Raw genomic sequence first — 19,208 nt, 5'->3', positions numbered from 1 at the left:
CGTATAAGCAAGTGACCGGCTTACAGCAAACTGTAAGCCGGAAGCCAAACTTAATAGAAGAGGTTATTTTGTCCAACGCACCTAACATACCTGCCCTAACCGACCTGCTGGCTGGCTGCTTACGCAATCAGCGGAGAAGCCAGGAACTGCTCTATCGGCAGTTCTATGGGTATGCCATGAGTGTCTGTTTACGGTATGCACCTACCCGCGAGGGGGCGTTGGAAGTACTCAACGACGGCTTTTTGAAGGTCTTTACACGATTGGATCAGTACGATCCAGCACAGCCATTTAAAGGATGGCTTCGGCGCATTTTAATCAATGCGGCCATTGATCACTACCGACAGGAGGTACGCCACCATCACCATGAAGATGTTGAACAGATTGAACAGACCGTTGCTTCGGAGTCTGCTGATGCCTTTGAAAAGCTGGCACACGAAGATCTGTTGAGTTTGATTCAGCGGCTGTCACCCGCTTATCGACTAGTATTTAATTTATATGTTATGGATGGATTCACGCACGAGGAAATTGCCGGGCAACTTGGCATTTCAGTGGGTGCGTCGAAGTCGAACCTGGCCCGGGCACGGGAGAACCTGCGCACGTTACTGAAGCGCTTAAACAACGATGAGTATGTCAGAGCTAACCGATGACCAATTGGACGGGCTCTTCAGAAAGTCGGCTGAAGAGTTTGATCCTCCATTCGATCCGGCGGCCTGGCAGGACATGAAGGCCCGGCTCGACGCAAAAGATGGCCCAACACCAGCAGGAACACCACTGTGGAAAAACATTCTTCGATGGGGATTACCTATCGGTGTACTAGTCCTGATGATGTTTGGCAGTGTGTATACGTATCGCCATGTTATGGGGGGACGTGATTCTACGTCCGTACTGGCCATTACATTTCCAATCGATTTACGAGCGGCAAAAACGCTTCCTGAAAGACAGGCAGCGTCAGCCCGTTCCCGTTCTACGGAAACACGCTCGACAGATACGGCTCCTGCACTAAGCGCGAATACCGACGTTTCAGCACAGCCGATAGAGAAGGATGATCGATCAGCTGTACTGGAAAAACCCGCTGACGGAGTTGCTCGTCATACGCCGGACATTGACCCCGGAGTTAACAATCGACCCCATGCCAGTCGTGAAGCCGGTGAGCGGAACACGACGGAGGTAACTCGTGCAACAAATGGGGCTGTGAAGACGTATCCATTAAAAACTGACCCATCAGACGTTGCCGGGCTCACCAGTGCCCGCAACCGAACCCTGGCACCGGAACGTTCCGGGTCAGGCAGCGCAACGGGCCGGAAGCTTACCACACCAGCAGGCCAGCCAACCACGGATCGTTTTGTCCGTAACAAACGAAGGAAAGCGACTCGTATGGCTACTCTCGAAGCATTGGTGGCAATGAATGATGGAGCGCCTTTACGCGCGTCGTCCAGGCAACAGCCAATTAACAAAACGGCCGGGGTGAGTCAGAATAGCACGACAAATTCGGTTGAGTCAATGACACAGACAGACCTCGCCAAAACAGAAGCGGTATCGCCACTGACCATCAACGAACTGGCGATCCGACCTGCACGCTGGCCAAACGCATTGCCGTTTAAGGGGCGCGAGCTGGTTGTTCAGCCCGATACGATTTCGCAACGCGTGAAGCCAACACCCCCCGTAGAACGGGGTATGAGTATCCGGTTTGCGATATCGCCCGATTTGAGTTCGGTGGGGTTGAGGAATTTCTCCCGTCCCGGTACGAATGTGGGCGTGTTGCTGGAGTACAGAATCGCTTCACGCTGGAGCCTGCAGGCGGGGGTTATACAGAGCACGAAAGTGTATGAGGCATACCCCTCGGATTATAAGGCTCCCTCTGGTTCGTACGTTGATATGGTGGGTTCCAAAGTGGGCAGTATCGATGCCCGATGTAATATGTTCGATATTCCCATCAATCTGCGTTACGACTTCGTGTTGCGGCCAAGGAACTCGGGTCTGTCGCCCAGTCGATGGTTCATCAATAGTGGCGTAACGAGCTATTACATTAAGCAGGAGGACTACGTATACAATTACACTGGCTATGTACATAATGCGGTTCCGGCCTGGAGTACCAAGACCGGTGGTTATGGTTTTAGTCAGTTAAATCTATCCGTAGGCTATGAGCGGGCCTTAACGAAACGGTTGTCCTGGCAGGTAGAGCCCTTTATGAAAATGCCCCTGAAAGGCGTAGGCTTCTTTAAAATCAACTTACTGAGTACCGGCACTTTTTTCTCATTACGATACAAACTGTAACAACTAAAATTTACTTGTTCCCGACTCGCCTTAAAATCAGTGTAACTACATGAATAAGCCAGAAAAACAACCTATGAAAAGCAATCCATCAACCGACCAGATGAAACGTGGCGAATTTATTCGCAGTCTGGGTATGAGCAGTGCCGCCCTGATGGCGTTTTACTGCATGGGAACCACGCTGACCTCCTGCTCGAAAGGCAGCGATGACCCGACACCAACGCCAACTCCAGCGCCCAGCACCGGTTTAACCGGTAATGCGGATGTATCGAAAGGGGCTATCAATTTCACGATAAACCTGTCGGATACCAATTTTAGTAAACTCAAAACAGCTGGGCAGTATGTGCTGGTTGGGAGTTTGATTGTGGCAAAAACAACCGCTGGTGCGTTTGTGGCTCTTTCTAAAACCTGTACGCACGAAGGGACGGATGTGCAGTATCGCTCGGCACAGAATGATTTTTTCTGTCCCAATCATGGCTCCGAATTTAGTGCAACGGGTGCCGTAAAGGTTGGACCGGCTGTTCGCGCGCTTACGCTGTACAAAACGGCCCTGAGCAGCGACGGGAACACCCTAACGGTTACGGCCTAATCGTCCGGGTCAGGCCGGCGGGTTTACTCAATATTAAACAACTGATAAATCGTATCGAATGAGATATGTTTGTTTTGCCCTGCTGATGTGGATTGGGGCAGGTACCCTTCAGGCACAGGATTCAACCGCCGTCCGGCGGGATACGACAGTAGCGCCCGCAACGGATGCATCGGCCGATGATTTGCTGGCGGGTCTGAGCGACTCGACGCAATCATCAGCCGAGCTGCTGCCCCACAAAATGATATTCACCCAGCGGGCGTTCTGGGGCCCCAAAGGTCTGTTGCGGTCAATGAACATGGCTCCGCTAACACCCGAAGGCCGTGCGCATGAGTTGAAAATTCGGCGGACGATGCTGATTTCTCATCAGATTGGCGGTTTTATTACACTGGCGGGCTTTATTACGCAGGGCATACTAGGCGCTAAACTGTACAATGCCAAAGGGCAGGATTATGTCGATACCAAAAAATGGCATGAACGCTCAGCTACGTTTATCAACGTTACCTACGGAACAACGTTGCTACTATCGCTAACGGCACCCCCGCCGGTGGTGGGTGCCCGGAAGGGTTTTACGTCGATCAAACTGCATAAATACCTGGCCATCGTTCACCTCACGGGCATGATCGCGACCAATGTACTGGCCCAGATGATTGAGAATAACTCGTCGCTCAAACCCTATCACCGGGCGGCAGCCTATACCACTTTTGGCGCTTACGCAGCTTCGATTCTTTCCTTAACTTTTTAAGAACATGAACAACATGATCAAGTATAGCTGCTGGTTGGCTATCGGGCTCCTGTGTGCTTTTGTCAGCCCAATGGCCAAGCGGAAACTGGTTGCCGATAAAGCGCTGTCGACGGTGACGTATTCGGCCAAGCACCCGCTGCATAAATGGGATGGGGTGAGCCACGACGTCAACTGCGCCGTTATCTACAACGACGAAACGAAGCAGCCCGAAACGGTAGCCGTTTCCTTAAAAGTGACCTCGTTCGATAGCGATAATAACAATCGCGATTCGCACGCCATTGAAGTACTCGACGGTCTGAAATTTCCGAATGTTACATTCGTAAGTTCTGATATAAAACCGGGAGAGAATGGAGCACTCGTTGCCAAAGGTACATTAACGTTTCATGGGATAGCTAAACCCGCTACGTTACAGGCAACACGGAAAGATGCCGGTGGCAAAATGACGCTGACGGGTGAATTTCCCGTGAATATGAGCGACCATAACATTGAGCGGCCTTCGCTGATGGGTTTAAAAACCGAAGATGCCATGATGCTTAAGTTCAATGTTGTATTTGCTTTGTGAATAGACTACGGAGAAGACGCCTGAGGTTGTCGTCTCTCGTTATTGAGCCAAAAAGAGCGCATTTTTGTCATCCAGACAGAATGCGCTCTTTTTTATGAACCTTTGGATAGAAGGGCGCATGTCGATTGACTAAAATGCTGAATCCCATGAGGAACCTGTTTTTACTGTTTTTGGCCGGTACTACGTTTACGGCTCTGGCGCAAAAGCCGATTTCGCCCCAGCAGATTCAGGCATTCGATGCGTATGTAGAAGCTGCCCGGAAAGACTGGCAGGTGCCGGGCCTGTCCATCACGGTCGTTAAAGACAACAAGGTCATTTTCAAAAAAGGCTATGGCGTGCGTGAGCTGGGTAAGCCCGGGCGCGTCAATACGCAAACCCTATTCGCCTGCGCGTCGACCACAAAAGCCATGACCGTGGCGCTGATGGGTATACTGGTCGACGAAGGCAAGATCGCGTGGGATGACCCCGTTTCGAAATACTTGCCCGAGCTTAAACTCTACGATCCCTACGTAACGAAATCGCTCCGTATCCGGGATTTGCTCATTCATGACACGGGTGTGGGCGGTACTGATTTTATGACCGGGGCTATGACTATTCCGGTCAATGAGATGTTTCGGCGGATGGAAATGGTGAAGCCCAGTTACCCGTTCCGGGCTGGGTTTGTCTACCAGAATACGTTCTACTCAGCCGCTGGCCGCATTATCGAACGGATCGAAGGGAAAACCTGGGCCGAAGCCATCAAAGAGCGTATTTTCTTGCCATTGGGTATGACCCGCACCGCTCCTAAACGGGGTTACATTACGGATAACAATCTCACAAAGCCGCACTTTGCCATCAACGATACCATCAACGTGATTGAATACGGGGCCGACAGTGAAGTGGGTTCGGCAGGGGCGGTCTGGTCATCGGCCGATGATATCAGCAAATGGGTCATCTGCATGCTCGACAGCAGTAAATACAGTGGTGGCCGGTTACTGAAGCCCCAAACCTGGGCCGAAATTTTTACCCCGCAAACCTTTTTTCCGGAAGACGAATACCCGACTATGCAACTGCTGAAGCCCAACTGGCGAACGTATGGACTGGGCTGGTATCAGCACGACTACAAGGGCCGGAAAGTGAATTTTCATACGGGTAGCCTCTCCGGCCTGACGGCCATAACGGGGCAGCTGCCGGACGAAAAACTGGGCGTTTTTATCTTCGGCAATTACGACCACGCTGAAGTTCGCCACGCGCTCATGTATAAAGCGTTCGACTGGTTTGCGCTGGGCGGCACCCGCGACTGGAGCGCCGAATTCAAGACGCTTTACTCAACCATACAGGAAAATGATCGGAAAGCCAGAGCGACAGCAGAAGCCAACCGGGTGCCAAATACGTCGCCGACCCTGCCGCTGAACCAGTATGCCGGAACCTACAGCAGCCCTCTGTACGGGAAGGCTGACGTTAGCGTGGTGGGCAATCGGTTAGCCTTTGCTATTAATGACAATGCGTTGATGGCCACTTTGCCACACTGGCAATACGATGTCTTTTACGGGCCCTATCAAAAAGCCTGGAATGGAAACGCCAGAGCCCGCTTCAACCTGAATGGTTCAGGTAAAATCGAGTCGCTGGTTTTTAGCGGTATGGAATTCAGGAAGGAGTGATGCGTGCAGAATGCCGTGAAATTAACTGGCAGCCAGGCTGCGGTTCAGCCCACGCCGGGATAAAACCGCGCTAATAATGACCAGTACCGAAGCCAGGTAAAAAGGGGCACCCGGCAGGTAAACCGGTGCGGTTGGCGAGGTAAAAAACGAAAATAGATTCGTCATGATGAGCGGCCCGAAAATGGATGTCGTGCTGGTCAGGCTGGTTAAGGCACCCTGCAATTCGCCCTGTTCATTGGCAGGTACCTGATTGGAGATAATGCCCTGAATGGAAGGCCCGGCAATACCGCCCATGGCATATACCATCATAAAGGCAAACATCATCCAGCTTTGGGTAGCAATGGCAAAGAGTAAAAAACCAATGGCGCTGAATGTAAGGCCAACGTAAACCGAACGCTGTGGCCCCAGCTTCGGAATGATGATCCGACTTAGTCCGCCCTGAACAATGGCAAAGGAGAGTCCAATGGCCGCCAGAGAGAGGCCAACGGTTTTTTCGTCCCACTTGAATTTCTCCATCGAATAGAACGTCCAGGTGCCCTGCACGGCAAAACCGGCAATATACACCAGCACCAGCGAGGCCACCAGACCCAGAATAACGGGATATTTGCCCAGCCGCATGAGTGAGCCGATGGGATTGGCCCGTCGCCAATTGAATGGCCTTCTGTTTTCGGGCGCGAGTGATTCAGGGAGGATGAACAGGCCGTAGAGGAAGTTGACCATGGTCAGGCCGGCAGCCACGAAGAACGGCACCCTTGGGCCGTATTGACCCAAAAAGCCACCCGCAGCCGGACCAAGGATGAAGCCAACGCCAAAAGCGGCTCCAATCAGGCCAAAATTCTGCGCCCGTTTTTCGGGAGTGCTGATATCCGCAATATAAGCCGTTGCCGTTGTGAAACTGGCTCCTGTTACGCCCGCCAGCAATCGCCCGACAAAGAGCCATTCGATGGTGGGCGCAAAGCCCTGAAGAATGTAATCGAGTCCAAAGCCAAACAGCGAGAACAACAGCACCGGCCGACGCCCAAACCGGTCGCTCAAGCCGCCCAGAATGGGCGAAAAAAGAAACTGCATGGCGGCATAAGAAAACGATAGCCAGCCGCCCCAGCTTGCCGCCTGACTAATGTTGCCGTGAATAAGCTGTTCAATCAGTTTGGGGAAAACCGGAATGATGATTCCCAGACCCGTAACATCAATCAGGAGCGTGATGAAAATAAAAACTAAGGCAGGAGCCGTACGTTTGGAGGACATAGACGTGTTAGGAGTGAGGAGCGGGGAGTGAGGAGTAAGGAGTTGCTGACGCGTCTTCTTGCATGCGTCAGCAACTCCTCACTCCTCACTCCCCGCTCCTCGCTCCTTCAAGAAGAACTAAGCGTACGTATTTAACATGACGGGCATTACCAGCATCAGGATGTCTTCGTTTTCTTCCTTGTCGGCCGGGATGAGCAGGCCGGCGCGGTTCGGTGCCGACATTTCGAGGGAGATCATTTTGGCACTCAGGTTGCTCAGCACTTCGGCCATTAGCTTGGCATTAAACCCGATCTCCATCGCGTCGCCGTCATAGTCGCAGAGGAGCTTCTCGTTGGCTTCGTTAGAGTAGTCAAGATCTTCGGCGGAGATGGTCAGCGAGTTGGCTTTGAGCGACAACCGAATCTGGTGGGTAGTGCGGTTGGCGTAGATCATGATCCGCTTCAACGAGTTGAGCAGGTCGGTCCGGCCAATGGTCATCACATTCGGATTGTTGGTTGGAATGGCGTTTTCGTAGTCCGGGAAGCGCTCATCGATCAGGCGGCAGATCAGCTGCGTGGGGCCGAAGCTGAACGACGCGTTGGCCTGGCTGAACTCGGCGGTAACCGGCACGTTTTCGGGCAGCGACGCTTTCAGCAGTTGCAGGGCCTTGCGTGGAATAATGATCGACGTGCTGGCCGACGCGTTCAGGTCGGTCCGGCGGTACCGGATGAGCCGATGGCCGTCGGTGGCTACGAACGTTGCACTGTCGTCGTTCAGTTGCAGCAACACACCCGTCATAGCTGGACGAAGATCGTCGGTGCTGGTCGCGAATACCGTATTGTTAATGGCGCTCAGCAACACATCTGACGTCATATCGACCGACATGTTTTTGTTCACCGTTGGCAGTTTCGGGAAGTCGATCGGGTTTTCGCCGGAGAGTTTGTAACGGCCGTTGTCGGTCAGGATTTCGGTGCCGAAGGTATCGGTATCGATGTTTACGGTAACGGGCTGCTCGGGCAGGCTGCGGAGGGTATCCAGCAATAATTTGGCTGGAATGGCAATGGAGCCACTCTCGCTGGCTTCGACCGGAATCTGCGTCGTCATGGTCGTTTGCAAATCCGACGCCGTTACGGTGAGGGTCCCCCCCGTCAGACCATCGCCAACGTCGATGCGGAACAGGAAGTTTTCAAGGATGGGGACAATCGGATTCGTTGCCACGACGCCGTTGATATTCTGCAGGTTTTTTAGCAGGACAGACGAGGAAACTATAAATTTCATGTGAGAAATGTCTAAGGCCTTTTTTACGTATATGAGAACAAAAGTAGCAAAAATAACCGAGTCCTAAGGTGGTTATTTTCAAACGGTAGAAAGCAAGGAACGGGTTGCGGTGAACGGCTGTTTAATGGGTATTATCGGTAGAACTATGGAAGCTGAAATTGTTAATCGCGTTGCCAGCAGCGGTCTGGTTACGCTTGATCTGGAGGAATATTATCACCCTGGCGAACGGGTTGTTTACGACTTGAAAGACAATCTGTACATGGGGTTGATCCTGAAAGAGAAAGACTTTCGGGCTTTCCTGAAAGAGCACGACTGGAGCCAGTATGCGGGTAAAAACGTGGCCATTACCTGTACCGAGGATGCCATTGTACCGACCTGGGCTTATATGCTGCTGACCCTACAGCTGCAGCCATTTGCCAATACCATTGTATTCGGGAATCTGGCCGATCTGGAAGAGAAACTGTATTACGACGCTATTGCCAACATCAATCCTGAAGATTATCGGGATGCGCGCGTCGTGATAAAAGGATGCTCTAAAGTACCGGTACCCACGTCGGCTTATGTCGAGATCACACGGGTGCTTCGCCCCGTTGTCCAAAGCCTGCTCTTCGGTGAGCCATGCAGCACAGTACCGCTGTATAAGCGGCCGAAAATATAGATTGCTTTACATTATTATTTCTTCCGGTCTGTGTGCGAACACAGACCGTTTTTTTGTGCTCAGGTGTAGCTGCAGCGCATGGACTATGGCGGTTATATGGCCCGGGGTTGTGGCTGTCGAGCCAGACCTTTTCGGCTGACGAACGCTCTTTTACCCGATCTCACAGGCTTATAAGACCTGATTTGCTGAGAATAACCTGTTCCATCAAGACTTATAGACGAATCAGCCAGTCCTGATCAATGGCTGAAATCAGCCGGAAGATCGCTTTGTATTTATAATTGTAACTCTATATATTAAGTATACATAATTCACTATTTGGTGCAATTTTTGCTATACAAAAATTGCTTCTTTAGCATTAACCTATCCTCGCATTTTTTTTACTCAGCTGGTATGTTGCTCTTATTCAGTAAATTCCGATTCATAAGGTGTCCTAAGCCTTTTCTTTGTTTTATCGGCCTATTGGCAATCCTATCTACGATCAATGGTCTGCTGGCTCAGCAACTACCCTCCGGTTTTTCGAAGAGTGTTAGCCAAAGTGGGTACGTCGGTTCGGTGGGTATGGTTTTTGCTAAAGACGGGAATTCGTTCTTTGTCTGGGAGAAAAGCGGCCGTGTCTGGTCGTCAGTATGGAATGGGTCGTCGTATAACCGACAGGCAACGGCAACGCTTGATATTCGGGAGGAAGTAGGGGAGTGGAATGATTTCGGACTGCATAGTATGTGTCTGGACCCGAATTTTGAGACGAATGGATTTATCTATCTCTTCTACGTCGTTGACCTCCATCATCTGCTGTATTTTGGCACGTCGCAGTACAGCAGCACAACCAACGAATACAGAAATGCGACGGTTAGCCGGGTAACGCGCTACAAACTAAATAAGGTGGGGACCACCTATCAGACCGATTATTCGAGCCGTACTGTTTTGTTGGGCGAGAGTAAAACGACTGGCGTTCCGATCACCTTTGAGTCGCATGCCGGCGGAACAATTCTGTTCGCAAACGACGGTTCACTGCTTGTCACAACCGGAGATGGGGCTCATCATGAGGGGATTGATGTCGGCAGCGATAGCCGGACCAACTTCCAGACGGCATTAAATTTGGGTATCATGAGGCCTGAAGAGAATGTGGGTGCCTTGCGGTCGCAGATGGTCAACTCCTTGTGCGGCAAAGTATTACGCCTTGATCCCAACACCGGAAATGGTCTGTCGAGCAATCCGTTTTATGACCCGTCTAATCCACGGGCGCCCAAATCGCGGGTGTGGGCCTTAGGCTTGCGTAATCCCTACCGGGTGTCTATTCAGCCAAACACAGGAAGTAAAAACCCCGGCGATGGCAATCCGGGCACATTGCTTGTTGGCGATGTGGGCTGGTTTAAATGGGAAGATCTTCACATCATCGATAAAGCGGGTTTAAACTGTGGCTGGCCGCTTTATGAGGGTCTGCAGCCTACGTATATCTATTATGGTCTGAATGTCTCTAACCTGGATGAGCCCGGCCAGCCAACGTTTGAAAGTCTGTGTGTTCAGCCGTCCTCATTTATTGATAATCCCGACCCGACTCTTCGTCGTTTCACCCACTCCCGTCCGGCTATGGATTATAGCCATAGTACTGACATTGCCCGTGTGCCGGCTTTTAACGGAACCACGCCTATTCAGCGAACAATTGGCACAGTTGGCGCACCGGCTGGCATACCCTTCTCGGGCGATTGTGCAATAGGGGGCGCTTACTATACCGGTAATCAGTTTCCGGCAATGTATCAGAATACGCTGTTTTTTGCCGACTACGTGGATGGCTGGATCAAAAATATTGTGCTGCACGATGAGGGAGATCATGCGGTTCATGAAGTGCGGGAGTTCGCAGCGGCTGGTTTCGACGCGAACATACTCGATCTAAAAGTGAACCCCCGCGACGGTTCGCTCTACTATGTCCGGTTGGACGGGGTTGTGTCCCGAATAAGTTACGGGGGCAATCAGCCTCCGGTAGCCAATGCCACAGCCAGTGTCAATTATGGCCCGTCGCCACTCACTGTTCAGTTTACAGGTTCCGATTCTTTCGATCCGGAGGGTTTGGCGTTAACGTATCTGTGGAAGTTTGGCGATGGTACTACGTCGACCAGTGTCAGTCCTGTCAAGACCTTTACGGCTGTAAATACCCGGCCGTATACTGTAACCCTTGTTGTGACTGATAATGGGCAGCTAACGAATAGCAAAGAGGTTGTTATCTCGGTCAACAATACGCCACCGGCGGTTCAGATCGTTAGTCCGGCCATTGGAACGTTGTATCCCATGGATCAGGCAACGCCGTATACGCTGAGAGCCGCCGTTACCGATACCGACGGTGTCGGTATGCAATACGAATGGCAGGTAACTTTGCGGCACAATAGCCATACGCATCCTGAGCCTATCCTGTATGAGCAAACCCCAACGGTTACCATTACGCCCGCGGGCTGTGACCCGAACGAGACGTTTTATTACATCATTGTAGTTAAGGTAACAGACAACGGAGGATTGACCGCCACTCAGTCGCTCACCCTGAACCCCGATTGTAGTTCGGCGAACGTATCCGTAACCAACCTACAGGCCATTGCCAGGCTAAATTCGATACAGGTTAGCTGGATCAATCCTAACATAACCTTTGATGAGGTTATGGTGGTGGCTAAAGAAGGGAGTGGCTTTCAGGGATCACCAAGCGGAACAGCGTATACGGCTGATGCCAGTTTCACGGGTACAGGAACTGTTTTTGAAGCGGGTAAAGTCGTGTATCGGGGTCAGGGTAATTCGGTAACCGTAACCAATCTCAACCCATTAAAACAGTATTATTTTCGGGTATATACCCGGTTAGGTAGCGTCTGGAACACAGGGGTCGAAGGAACGGCAACCCCCAATCTGGCCCCCGTAGCGCCGGTTGTGGCACCACCCGCAGCCGAAATTAATGCGCTCTATGCCTATACCATACCGGCCTTTACCGATCCTGAAGGGCAATCATTACTCTTTACGACCACTCTGCCGGGCTGGTTAACGTATAATACGACCACGCGTCTTTTAACCGGTACGCCAACCGTAGCCGGTAGTTATACGGTTACCATCAGCGTGGCCGATCCGGGAAGCTTAACCGCAGGCGTCTCGATGGTTATTGTAGTGGGCCCTAATTTACCGCCGATACCGCCGATAGTGGGGGGGCAGTTTGCCGAAATAGGCCGTGTGTTTAGCTTTACGGTTCCAGCTTTTACCGATCCGGAAGGGAAAGCGTTGACGTACTCGGCAACAGGCTTACCGGCATGGTTAAATTTCAATACAAGCACCCGTGTACTGGCGGGCACCCCCACGCAGACCAACAGCCATTTGGTCAGCATACAAGCTGCCGATCCGAAAGGGCTGACTGCTTTCGTATGGGTTGTTGTTAATGCCGCCGTCTGTACAATTACCACCGTAAAGCAAGGTAACTGGAACGATCCCACGGTTTGGACTTGCCAGCGCGTTCCAACCGCAACGGAAGTGGTCTATATCAACCATAGTGTGACGGTACCGGTAGGATATAATGCCAATACAAAAGGGGTCGTTTATGCGGGTTCCGGAAAACTGGTCTTTAGTGAGAATGCCAGACTGGTGCTCAAGTAATTGTGTAGTAGTAAGCAGATTAAGAGGATACGGGGCCATAAGGCCGATGATCCTTTTCTCAATGTGATTCCTGCTCACGGAAGCAGAAGTCGCGAAGGATATATGATTTGTTTTAATACGAATTAAAGTCGCATTAAAACAAATCATATATCCTTCGTAGTTTATAAGAAGTATACTATTAATTCGCGTGGTATTACCATTTGAATGGGTAGGACACTTTCACCTAAAATTCACTACGAATGCGTACGTTTTCTTCTTCTTATCCTTTTTGCCTGCTGATCGGCTTATTGATCGCTTCGGGTTGTGCCCGTAATCCTGTTACGGGGAAGCGTGAAATCAGCCTGATGTCTACGGAGCAGGAGATTGCTCTTGGGAAAGAATCACACCCATCAGTTGTTGCTACGATGGGGCTATATGAAAACAAGAACCTTCAGGCGTTTATGAACGAGAAGGGTAAAGCCATGGCCCGGGTCTCGCACCGGCCTGACCTGCCTTACCAATTCTATATCGTCGATTCGCCTATTGTTAATGCCTTTGCGGTACCCGGTGGCTACGTCTATTTCACGCGGGGTATTCTGGCGCACTTCAATAACGAGGCTGAATTTGCCGGGGTGCTTGGCCACGAAATTGGCCACATCACCGCCCGACATGCGGCCCGTTCTCAGAAAAGCCAGCTGCTCAGCACCATTGCCCTTATTGGAGGGGCTGTTCTGGCTCCTCAGGTTGTTGGTCAGAATATGGAAGCCCTCCAGCAGGGGTTGGGTCTTCTGTCCCTCAAATACAGCCGTGATCACGAGTCGGAATCCGACATGCTAGGCGTTGAATACTCCAGCAAGATCGGCTACGACGCTAACCAGATGGCTGATTTCTTCGGAACGCTCAAGCGTATTTCGGAAAATTCGGGACAGGCTGTACCACAGTTCATGTCGACCCACCCCGACCCCGGCAATCGCTACACGCGGGTTCATCAGCTGGCAAAAGAGTATCAGGCTAAAAATCCGGCGAATTATCAGGTTGATCGTGACCGCTATTTACGGCTCATTGATGGCATCATGTATGGCGAAGACCCGAAGCAGGGATTTGTTGAAAATGGGCAGTTTTACCACCCTGAACTTCGGTTCCAGTTTCCGGTACCGAGCGGCTGGCAGTCGCAGAACTCGCCGAGCCAGTTTCAGATGGCTGCCAAGGACGGGAAATCGGCTATGATCCTGATGCTGGCGAAAGGGAATTCGCTGGACGAAGCGGCCCAGAATCTGGTGAAAGAGTTGAGCCTGAATGTGCTGGAGAACAGTAAAACGACTATCAATGGCAATCCGGCTTACGTACTTATTTCGAGACAGCAGCCGCAACAACAGCAGCAGGGCCAGCCACAGCAACAGCAGGATCCCGCAACATCGCTTCAGATCGGTACCTGGCTAATCCAGTATAACAACGCCGTTTATGCACTGCACGGCCTGTCGAGCGGAGCCGATTTTAATAATGCCTTCGGGACTTTTAAGCAGGTGGCGGGAAACTTTCGGTCCCTCACCGATTCGGACAAGTTAAATCGGAAGCCAGAGCGCGTTTTTGTCAAAACTGCCCCACGCAATGGCTCCTTCCGGGAGGTAATGACGGCCTTGGGTATGCCAGCCAGCCGGGTAGAGGAGGCAGGTGTTCTGAATGGTCTCAAAGCCGATGATCGTGTCACACAAGGCACGTTGGTCAAAATAATCAGCCGATAAATCTATACGTTCCTACGGGTTTCAACCCGTAATCCAGCTTACTCTTATAAATGGGCGGAACTCACGGGTTAAAACCTGTAGGTACAAGCAGCATATCTACAAAGAAAGCTTTACTCACGGGTGAAGCTTTTTTGTTTCCTTTTGGCCTAAATACTAGCCGTCTGCAACTGTTTGGTTTTGGGTTTTGGTTGCTTTTAACTTATTTGGCAAATATTCCTTTGAACCAATAAGTTAGCCCCTTTTCGTATGCAACTCGAAATTAAAGATCTGACCAAGACATACTCCAATGGTGTACGGGCGTTGAAAGGCGTCAACCTGACTATCTCGCAGGGGATGTTTGGCTTGCTGGGTCCCAACGGGGCCGGAAAATCGAGCCTTATGCGTACCATCGCCACCTTACAGGAGGCCGACAGCGGTTCTGTTCACTTGACCGGCGTTACGGGTGAGGACCTGAATGTGTTGACTCAAAAAGATGCCGTGCGCCGTGTATTAGGCTATCTGCCGCAGGAGTTTGGCGTATACCCGCGGGTAACGGCCGAAACCATGCTCGACCATATTGCCACGCTCAAAGGCATTGCCAACGGCCGAGAGCGTAAAGCCATTGTTGAGGGCCTGCTCCAAAAGGTAAATCTGTATCAGGTACGTAAAAAGAACCTCGGCACCTTTTCGGGGGGTATGAAACAGCGTTTTGGCATTGCCCAGGCGCTGATCGGTAATCCCCGGCTCATCATCGTCGATGAACCCACCGCCGGGCTGGACCCCGCCGAGCGAAACCGTTTTCATAACCTGCTGTCGGAAATTGGCGAGAACACCATCGTGATTCTGTCGACGCACATCGTGGAAGACGTGACGAACCTATGCTCCGACATGGCCATCATCTGCCTCGGCGAAGTTGTTGCCGCCGGAAATCCTAACGACCTGGTCCGTGACCTCAATGGCAAAATCTGGCAGACATCCGTCGAAAAATCCGAGATCGAAACGTACCGGCAGAATCACCGCATTATCTCTACCCAGCTCAAGGGTGGCAAAACGCGGCTCCATGCGTACAGCGACTTGCCGTTGGCCGGTTTCGACCCCGTTACGCCCGACCTGGAAGATGTGTACTTCGCCAAGATCACGGAGAAAATGGAAGCGGTTGCTGTATAAAGGCCCTTTCCGTGGTGTCGGGTTCTCAAACCCGACACGTGCGCGTCAGCAATTTGTGTCGGGTTTGAGAACCCGACACCACATCAAATTCGCTCCTAACTCCTTGTAACCTCCATGTTCTCCGAAATCTTCAAATTCGAACTAGCGTACCGGCTCAAGCGGCCTGCTACATACCTGTATGCCCTGATTTTATTTCTCTTTACGTTTCTCTTCGTCATCTACGGCAATGGCCCCGCGTCGGAGAAAACGAATGTCAATTCGCCGTATGCCGTCAGCCAGTTTGTCGTCGTGATGACCATTTTTGGGATGCTCATTGCGTCGGCTATCATGGGCGTACCTGTTTACCGCGACATTGAGCACAATACAAAAAACTATTTTTTCACTTTCCCTATTACCGAAAAAGGTTACGTGCTGGGCCGGTACATGGGGTCTTTTGTCGTGTTGCTGGGCGTTATGGCTATTGGGTTGCTGGGTATCGTGATCGGATCGATGCTGGGGCCTGTCTTTAATCTGGCCAACAATACCGAACGCTTCGGACCTATTCGGTTCCGCGATTATGTGTACCCCTTTCTGGTGTTCGTCGTGCCGAACATGTTCCTGGTCGGTAGTATCTTCTTTGCGCTCGTAGCCTTCTCGCGGCAGGTGTTTTCGACCTATGCGGGGAGTATCTTACTTTTTATTGCCTATTTGCTGGGGTCGACGCTATCGCAGGATATTGAGAACAAACAGCTCGTTAATCTGATGGATCCCTTCGGCACCTTCGCCTACGACGCTGCTACCAAATACTGGTCGCCGGTGGAACAGAACGTGCTGCTGGCCCCGCTGGAAGGCGATTTGCTGACTAACCGGCTCATCTGGTTCGGGGTGGCACTGCTCGTCTTTCTGGTAACCCTGTTCCGGTTCAACTTCTCCCGTTTTCTGGCCGTTAAACTAGGCAAAGCTTCGAAAGACGATGTCGTGACAAAAGGTGCTCCCTCGCTGGCGAGTCTACCCGTTGTTACGCCCATTTTTCAGGTAAGCACCTACGTTCGGCAGATGTTCCGGCAGGCGCGTATTGAATTCGCCAACATCGTTCGCGACCCGTACTTCATTGCTATTTTGCTGGGAGCCGTGCTGTTTTTGTTTCTGGACGGCTGGTTCGGTGTTGAGACCTTCGGCACCCCCTCGCTGCCAACAACCTACGGCATGCTTGAAGCGCGAAACGGCACGTTCTTCTTCTTCGTGCTGGTGGTTATCATTTTCTACACGGGCGAGGTGGTCCACCGCGATAAGGTGGTTCATTACGATACCATTGCCGATGCATTGCCCGTGCCCGACTGGATGAACTACGGAGCCAAACTACTGTCGATGACGTATATATGCCTGCTGCTCTGTGGCCTTGTTCTCGTGTCGGGTGTGCTGAACCAGACGATAAAAGGATACTTCAACTACGAATTCTCGCTCTACTTCCGCGACTTGCTGGGTATTGCCTTTACGCAGTACTTCCAGCTGGTGATGCTGGCCTTTTTTGTGCACACCCTGGTCAACCAGAAATTTGTGGGGCATATCCTTACGCTGATGGTGTATATCGTTATCTGGGCCGTACCGCAGTTTGCCGATTTCAACTACAAACTGGCAATTCCATTTTCGGGCGGGGGCATTCAGATTTCGGCCATGAACGGTTATGGGCATTATCTGGCCAGTATCGCGTCATTCCGCCTGTACTGGTATGCGTTTGGTGGTTTGCTGCTGGTGCTGGCCCTGTGGTTCTGGAACCGGGGTGCCGACACCAGTTTCAAAGCCCGCTGGCAGCTGGCCCGGCAACGAATGGGGCGTGGGTCTATAGCGCTCTTTGCCGTGCTGCTGCTGGCCTTCGTCAGTATGGGCGCCTGGATTTACACCAACGTGAGCGTGAAGAACCGGTATTACTCCATCGATGAAGTGACAGAGCAGCAGGCGTTATTCGAGAAAAAGTACCGCAAGTATAAGAACGTACTGCAACCCAAAATCACGAGTGCGAAGGTAAACGTTGATATCTATCCCGACGAATTCAAGGCGCTGGCCTCGGGGGCATTTCTAATGGTTAACAAAGGCGATCACCCCATCGACTCGCTTCACCTGACCATCCCAGCCGACAATTTTCATCGGAAGCTGACCAAGTTTTTAGTCGATGGGAAGGCACCGAGTCTGCTTGTCAACGATACCGAACGGGGGTATTATATATACCGGCTTGCCAAACGGATGAATCCGGGCGACACGGCGCATCTGGATGTGGATGTACTGGGTCAGTATGTTGGGTTTCCCAATAGTGGCGATAGTCGGGATGTGGTTGGCAATGGCACATTCTTTAATGTGGGTATCTTTCCGGCCTTCGGCTACAGTCAGGATAATGAGTTAAACAGCGATAAATACCGAAAGAAATATAAGCTACCCATAAAAAGATGGACTTTGCCCGAGCAAAATGACCCGGCTGGTCTGCGGGACTTCCTGTTTACCGACGATGCCGACTGGGTTACGTTTGAAGGTACCATCTCGACCTCGCCCGACCAGACGGCGATCATGCCCGGCGAGTTGCTGAAAACCTGGACCAAGACGGATGCCGATGGAAAACCCCGGAAATACTTTCAGTACAAGCTCCCCAGTTTCTCCGACTTTTTCTTTAGCATGTGTTCGGCCAGATATGGCGTGAAACGGGATAAGTGGACGGGTACCGATGGGCAGACCGTCGCGCTGGAAGTATATCACCATCCCGGCCACGACAAAAACATCGACCGGTTTCTGTCCAGCATGAAGGCGTCGTTGTCCTACTATTCTAAAAACTACGCGCCCTATCCCTATCCGGTATTGCGGGTGCTGGAATTTCCGCGCTATGCGGCTTTTGCGCAGTCGTTTCCTACCACGGTTCCGTATTCGGAAGAGTTTGGCTGGGTGGGCGACTTCCACGACCCGAACAAAACGGATTACGCCTTTTATGTAACGGCTCACGAAGTAGCGCACCAGTGGTGGGGGCACCAGATCATGCCCAGCCGGACACGTGGTGCTAATCAGATTTCTGAAACGATGGCGGAGTATTCGGCCCTGATGGTACTCAAACAGCGTTACGGTGCTGATGCCATGCCGAAATTCCTGAAATACAGTCTGGACCAGTATCTGCGTGGTCGGGCAAACGAAGACAAATTCGAAGCCAATATGCTCGATAACGATACCCGTTCGTATATCTGGTATCAGAAAGGGTCGATGTTGATGTATGCCTTGCAGGATTACATTGGCGAAGATCGGGTAAACAAGGCCATGAACGACTACATGAAAGCGGCTCGCTTCCGGCAGAAAGCCCCCTTTACTACCTCGCTCGAATGGTACAGTTTCCTAAAAGCCGCCACCCCCGATTCGCTCAAACCCTGGCTGACCGATAACTTCGAGAAACTAACCCTCTACGACAACCGGATTACCAAAGCCGAGGCCAAATCGATTGGCAACGGCCAGTATAAAGTTACGCTGCACGTGCGAACCGCCACGGAATACTACGACAAAGCAGGTAAAGAAATCAGCAAAGGGAAAGGTCCCGTTATTGCTGATATTGCCGTGCTGACGGATGATGGCAAAAACAAGGATGGACTGACCACCAAAGTGCCGCTTCTGCTTCAGAAACGAAGCCTACCCCCCGGCGAACACGTAATTGAGGTGACCGTGAAGGGCAAACCCGTGAAAGCGGGTATTGACCCCTATAATAAATTGATCGACCGTGTTTCGGACGATAACCTGGTAAAAATAGATATGCCGTAA

Annotated in this window: 13 protein-coding genes; 11 read left to right on the top strand and 2 right to left on the bottom strand. The window is 51.5% G+C overall.

Features of this window, described 5'->3' with window-relative positions:
• Positions 1–68: 68 nt before the first annotated feature.
• The 6 genes from ACYVK4_RS03760 (at position 69) to ACYVK4_RS03735 (ending at position 5,804) form a co-directional block, all read left to right on the top strand.
• Positions 69–647, top strand: coding sequence for an RNA polymerase sigma factor (locus ACYVK4_RS03760; RefSeq protein ID WP_461126149.1), 579 nt, complete (start codon positions 69–71; stop codon positions 645–647).
• Positions 628–2,274 carry a porin family protein gene (locus ACYVK4_RS03755; RefSeq protein WP_461126148.1) on the top strand — a complete coding sequence of 549 codons (1,647 nt, stop codon included), beginning with the start codon at positions 628–630 and terminating at the stop codon, positions 2,272–2,274. The genes ACYVK4_RS03760 and ACYVK4_RS03755 overlap by 20 nt, the downstream gene beginning before the upstream one ends.
• A 73-nt stretch (positions 2,275–2,347) precedes the next feature.
• On the top strand, positions 2,348–2,860 hold the full coding sequence (locus ACYVK4_RS03750) for a QcrA and Rieske domain-containing protein (protein ID WP_461126147.1): 513 nt from the start codon (positions 2,348–2,350) through the stop codon (positions 2,858–2,860).
• Between the two features lie 58 nt (positions 2,861–2,918).
• The gene (locus tag ACYVK4_RS03745) at positions 2,919–3,602 is read left to right on the top strand and encodes a hypothetical protein (RefSeq protein WP_461126146.1); all 684 of its coding nucleotides are present in this window, start codon (positions 2,919–2,921) and stop codon (positions 3,600–3,602) included.
• A 4-nt stretch (positions 3,603–3,606) separates the two neighbouring features.
• Positions 3,607–4,164, top strand: a complete 558-nt coding sequence (locus ACYVK4_RS03740; protein ID WP_461126145.1) for a YceI family protein — start codon at positions 3,607–3,609, stop codon at positions 4,162–4,164.
• A 146-nt stretch (positions 4,165–4,310) separates the two neighbouring features.
• Positions 4,311–5,804: a serine hydrolase gene (locus ACYVK4_RS03735; RefSeq protein WP_461126144.1), complete on the top strand. Its 1,494-nt coding sequence runs from the start codon at positions 4,311–4,313 to the stop codon at positions 5,802–5,804.
• Positions 5,805–5,825: 21 nt separating this feature from the next.
• Here ACYVK4_RS03735 and ACYVK4_RS03730 read toward each other — a convergent pair whose 3' ends face one another.
• Positions 5,826–7,049: a TCR/Tet family MFS transporter gene (locus tag ACYVK4_RS03730; RefSeq protein ID WP_461126143.1), complete on the bottom strand. Its 1,224-nt coding sequence runs from the start codon at positions 7,047–7,049 to the stop codon at positions 5,826–5,828.
• Between the two features lie 117 nt (positions 7,050–7,166).
• The gene (dnaN, locus tag ACYVK4_RS03725) at positions 7,167–8,306 is read right to left on the bottom strand and encodes a DNA polymerase III subunit beta (RefSeq protein ID WP_461126142.1); all 1,140 of its coding nucleotides are present in this window, start codon (positions 8,304–8,306) and stop codon (positions 7,167–7,169) included.
• A gap of 145 nt (positions 8,307–8,451) precedes the next feature.
• Between dnaN and ACYVK4_RS03720 the strand changes: the two genes are divergently transcribed.
• The 5 genes from ACYVK4_RS03720 (at position 8,452) to ACYVK4_RS03700 (ending at position 19,208) form a co-directional block, all read left to right on the top strand.
• Positions 8,452–8,964 (top strand): DUF2480 family protein, encoded by a 513-nt coding sequence (locus ACYVK4_RS03720; protein WP_461126141.1) that lies wholly within the window; start codon positions 8,452–8,454, stop codon positions 8,962–8,964.
• 459 nt (positions 8,965–9,423) lie between these two features.
• Positions 9,424–12,579, top strand: a complete 3,156-nt coding sequence (locus ACYVK4_RS03715) for a PQQ-dependent sugar dehydrogenase (RefSeq protein WP_461126140.1) — start codon at positions 9,424–9,426, stop codon at positions 12,577–12,579.
• Between the two features lie 239 nt (positions 12,580–12,818).
• Positions 12,819–14,300, top strand: a complete 1,482-nt coding sequence (locus ACYVK4_RS03710; protein WP_461126139.1) for a M48 family metalloprotease — start codon at positions 12,819–12,821, stop codon at positions 14,298–14,300.
• A gap of 246 nt (positions 14,301–14,546) precedes the next feature.
• On the top strand, positions 14,547–15,446 hold the full coding sequence (locus tag ACYVK4_RS03705) for an ABC transporter ATP-binding protein (protein ID WP_461126138.1): 900 nt from the start codon (positions 14,547–14,549) through the stop codon (positions 15,444–15,446).
• Between the two features lie 114 nt (positions 15,447–15,560).
• Complete coding sequence (locus ACYVK4_RS03700) at positions 15,561–19,208, top strand: ABC transporter permease/M1 family aminopeptidase (RefSeq protein ID WP_461126137.1); 3,648 nt, start codon at positions 15,561–15,563, stop codon at positions 19,206–19,208.

The organism is Spirosoma aerophilum, assembly GCF_054782495.1.
The sequence above is the reverse complement of the archived record's forward strand: the minus strand, read 5'-3'. Positions and strand labels throughout refer to the sequence as shown.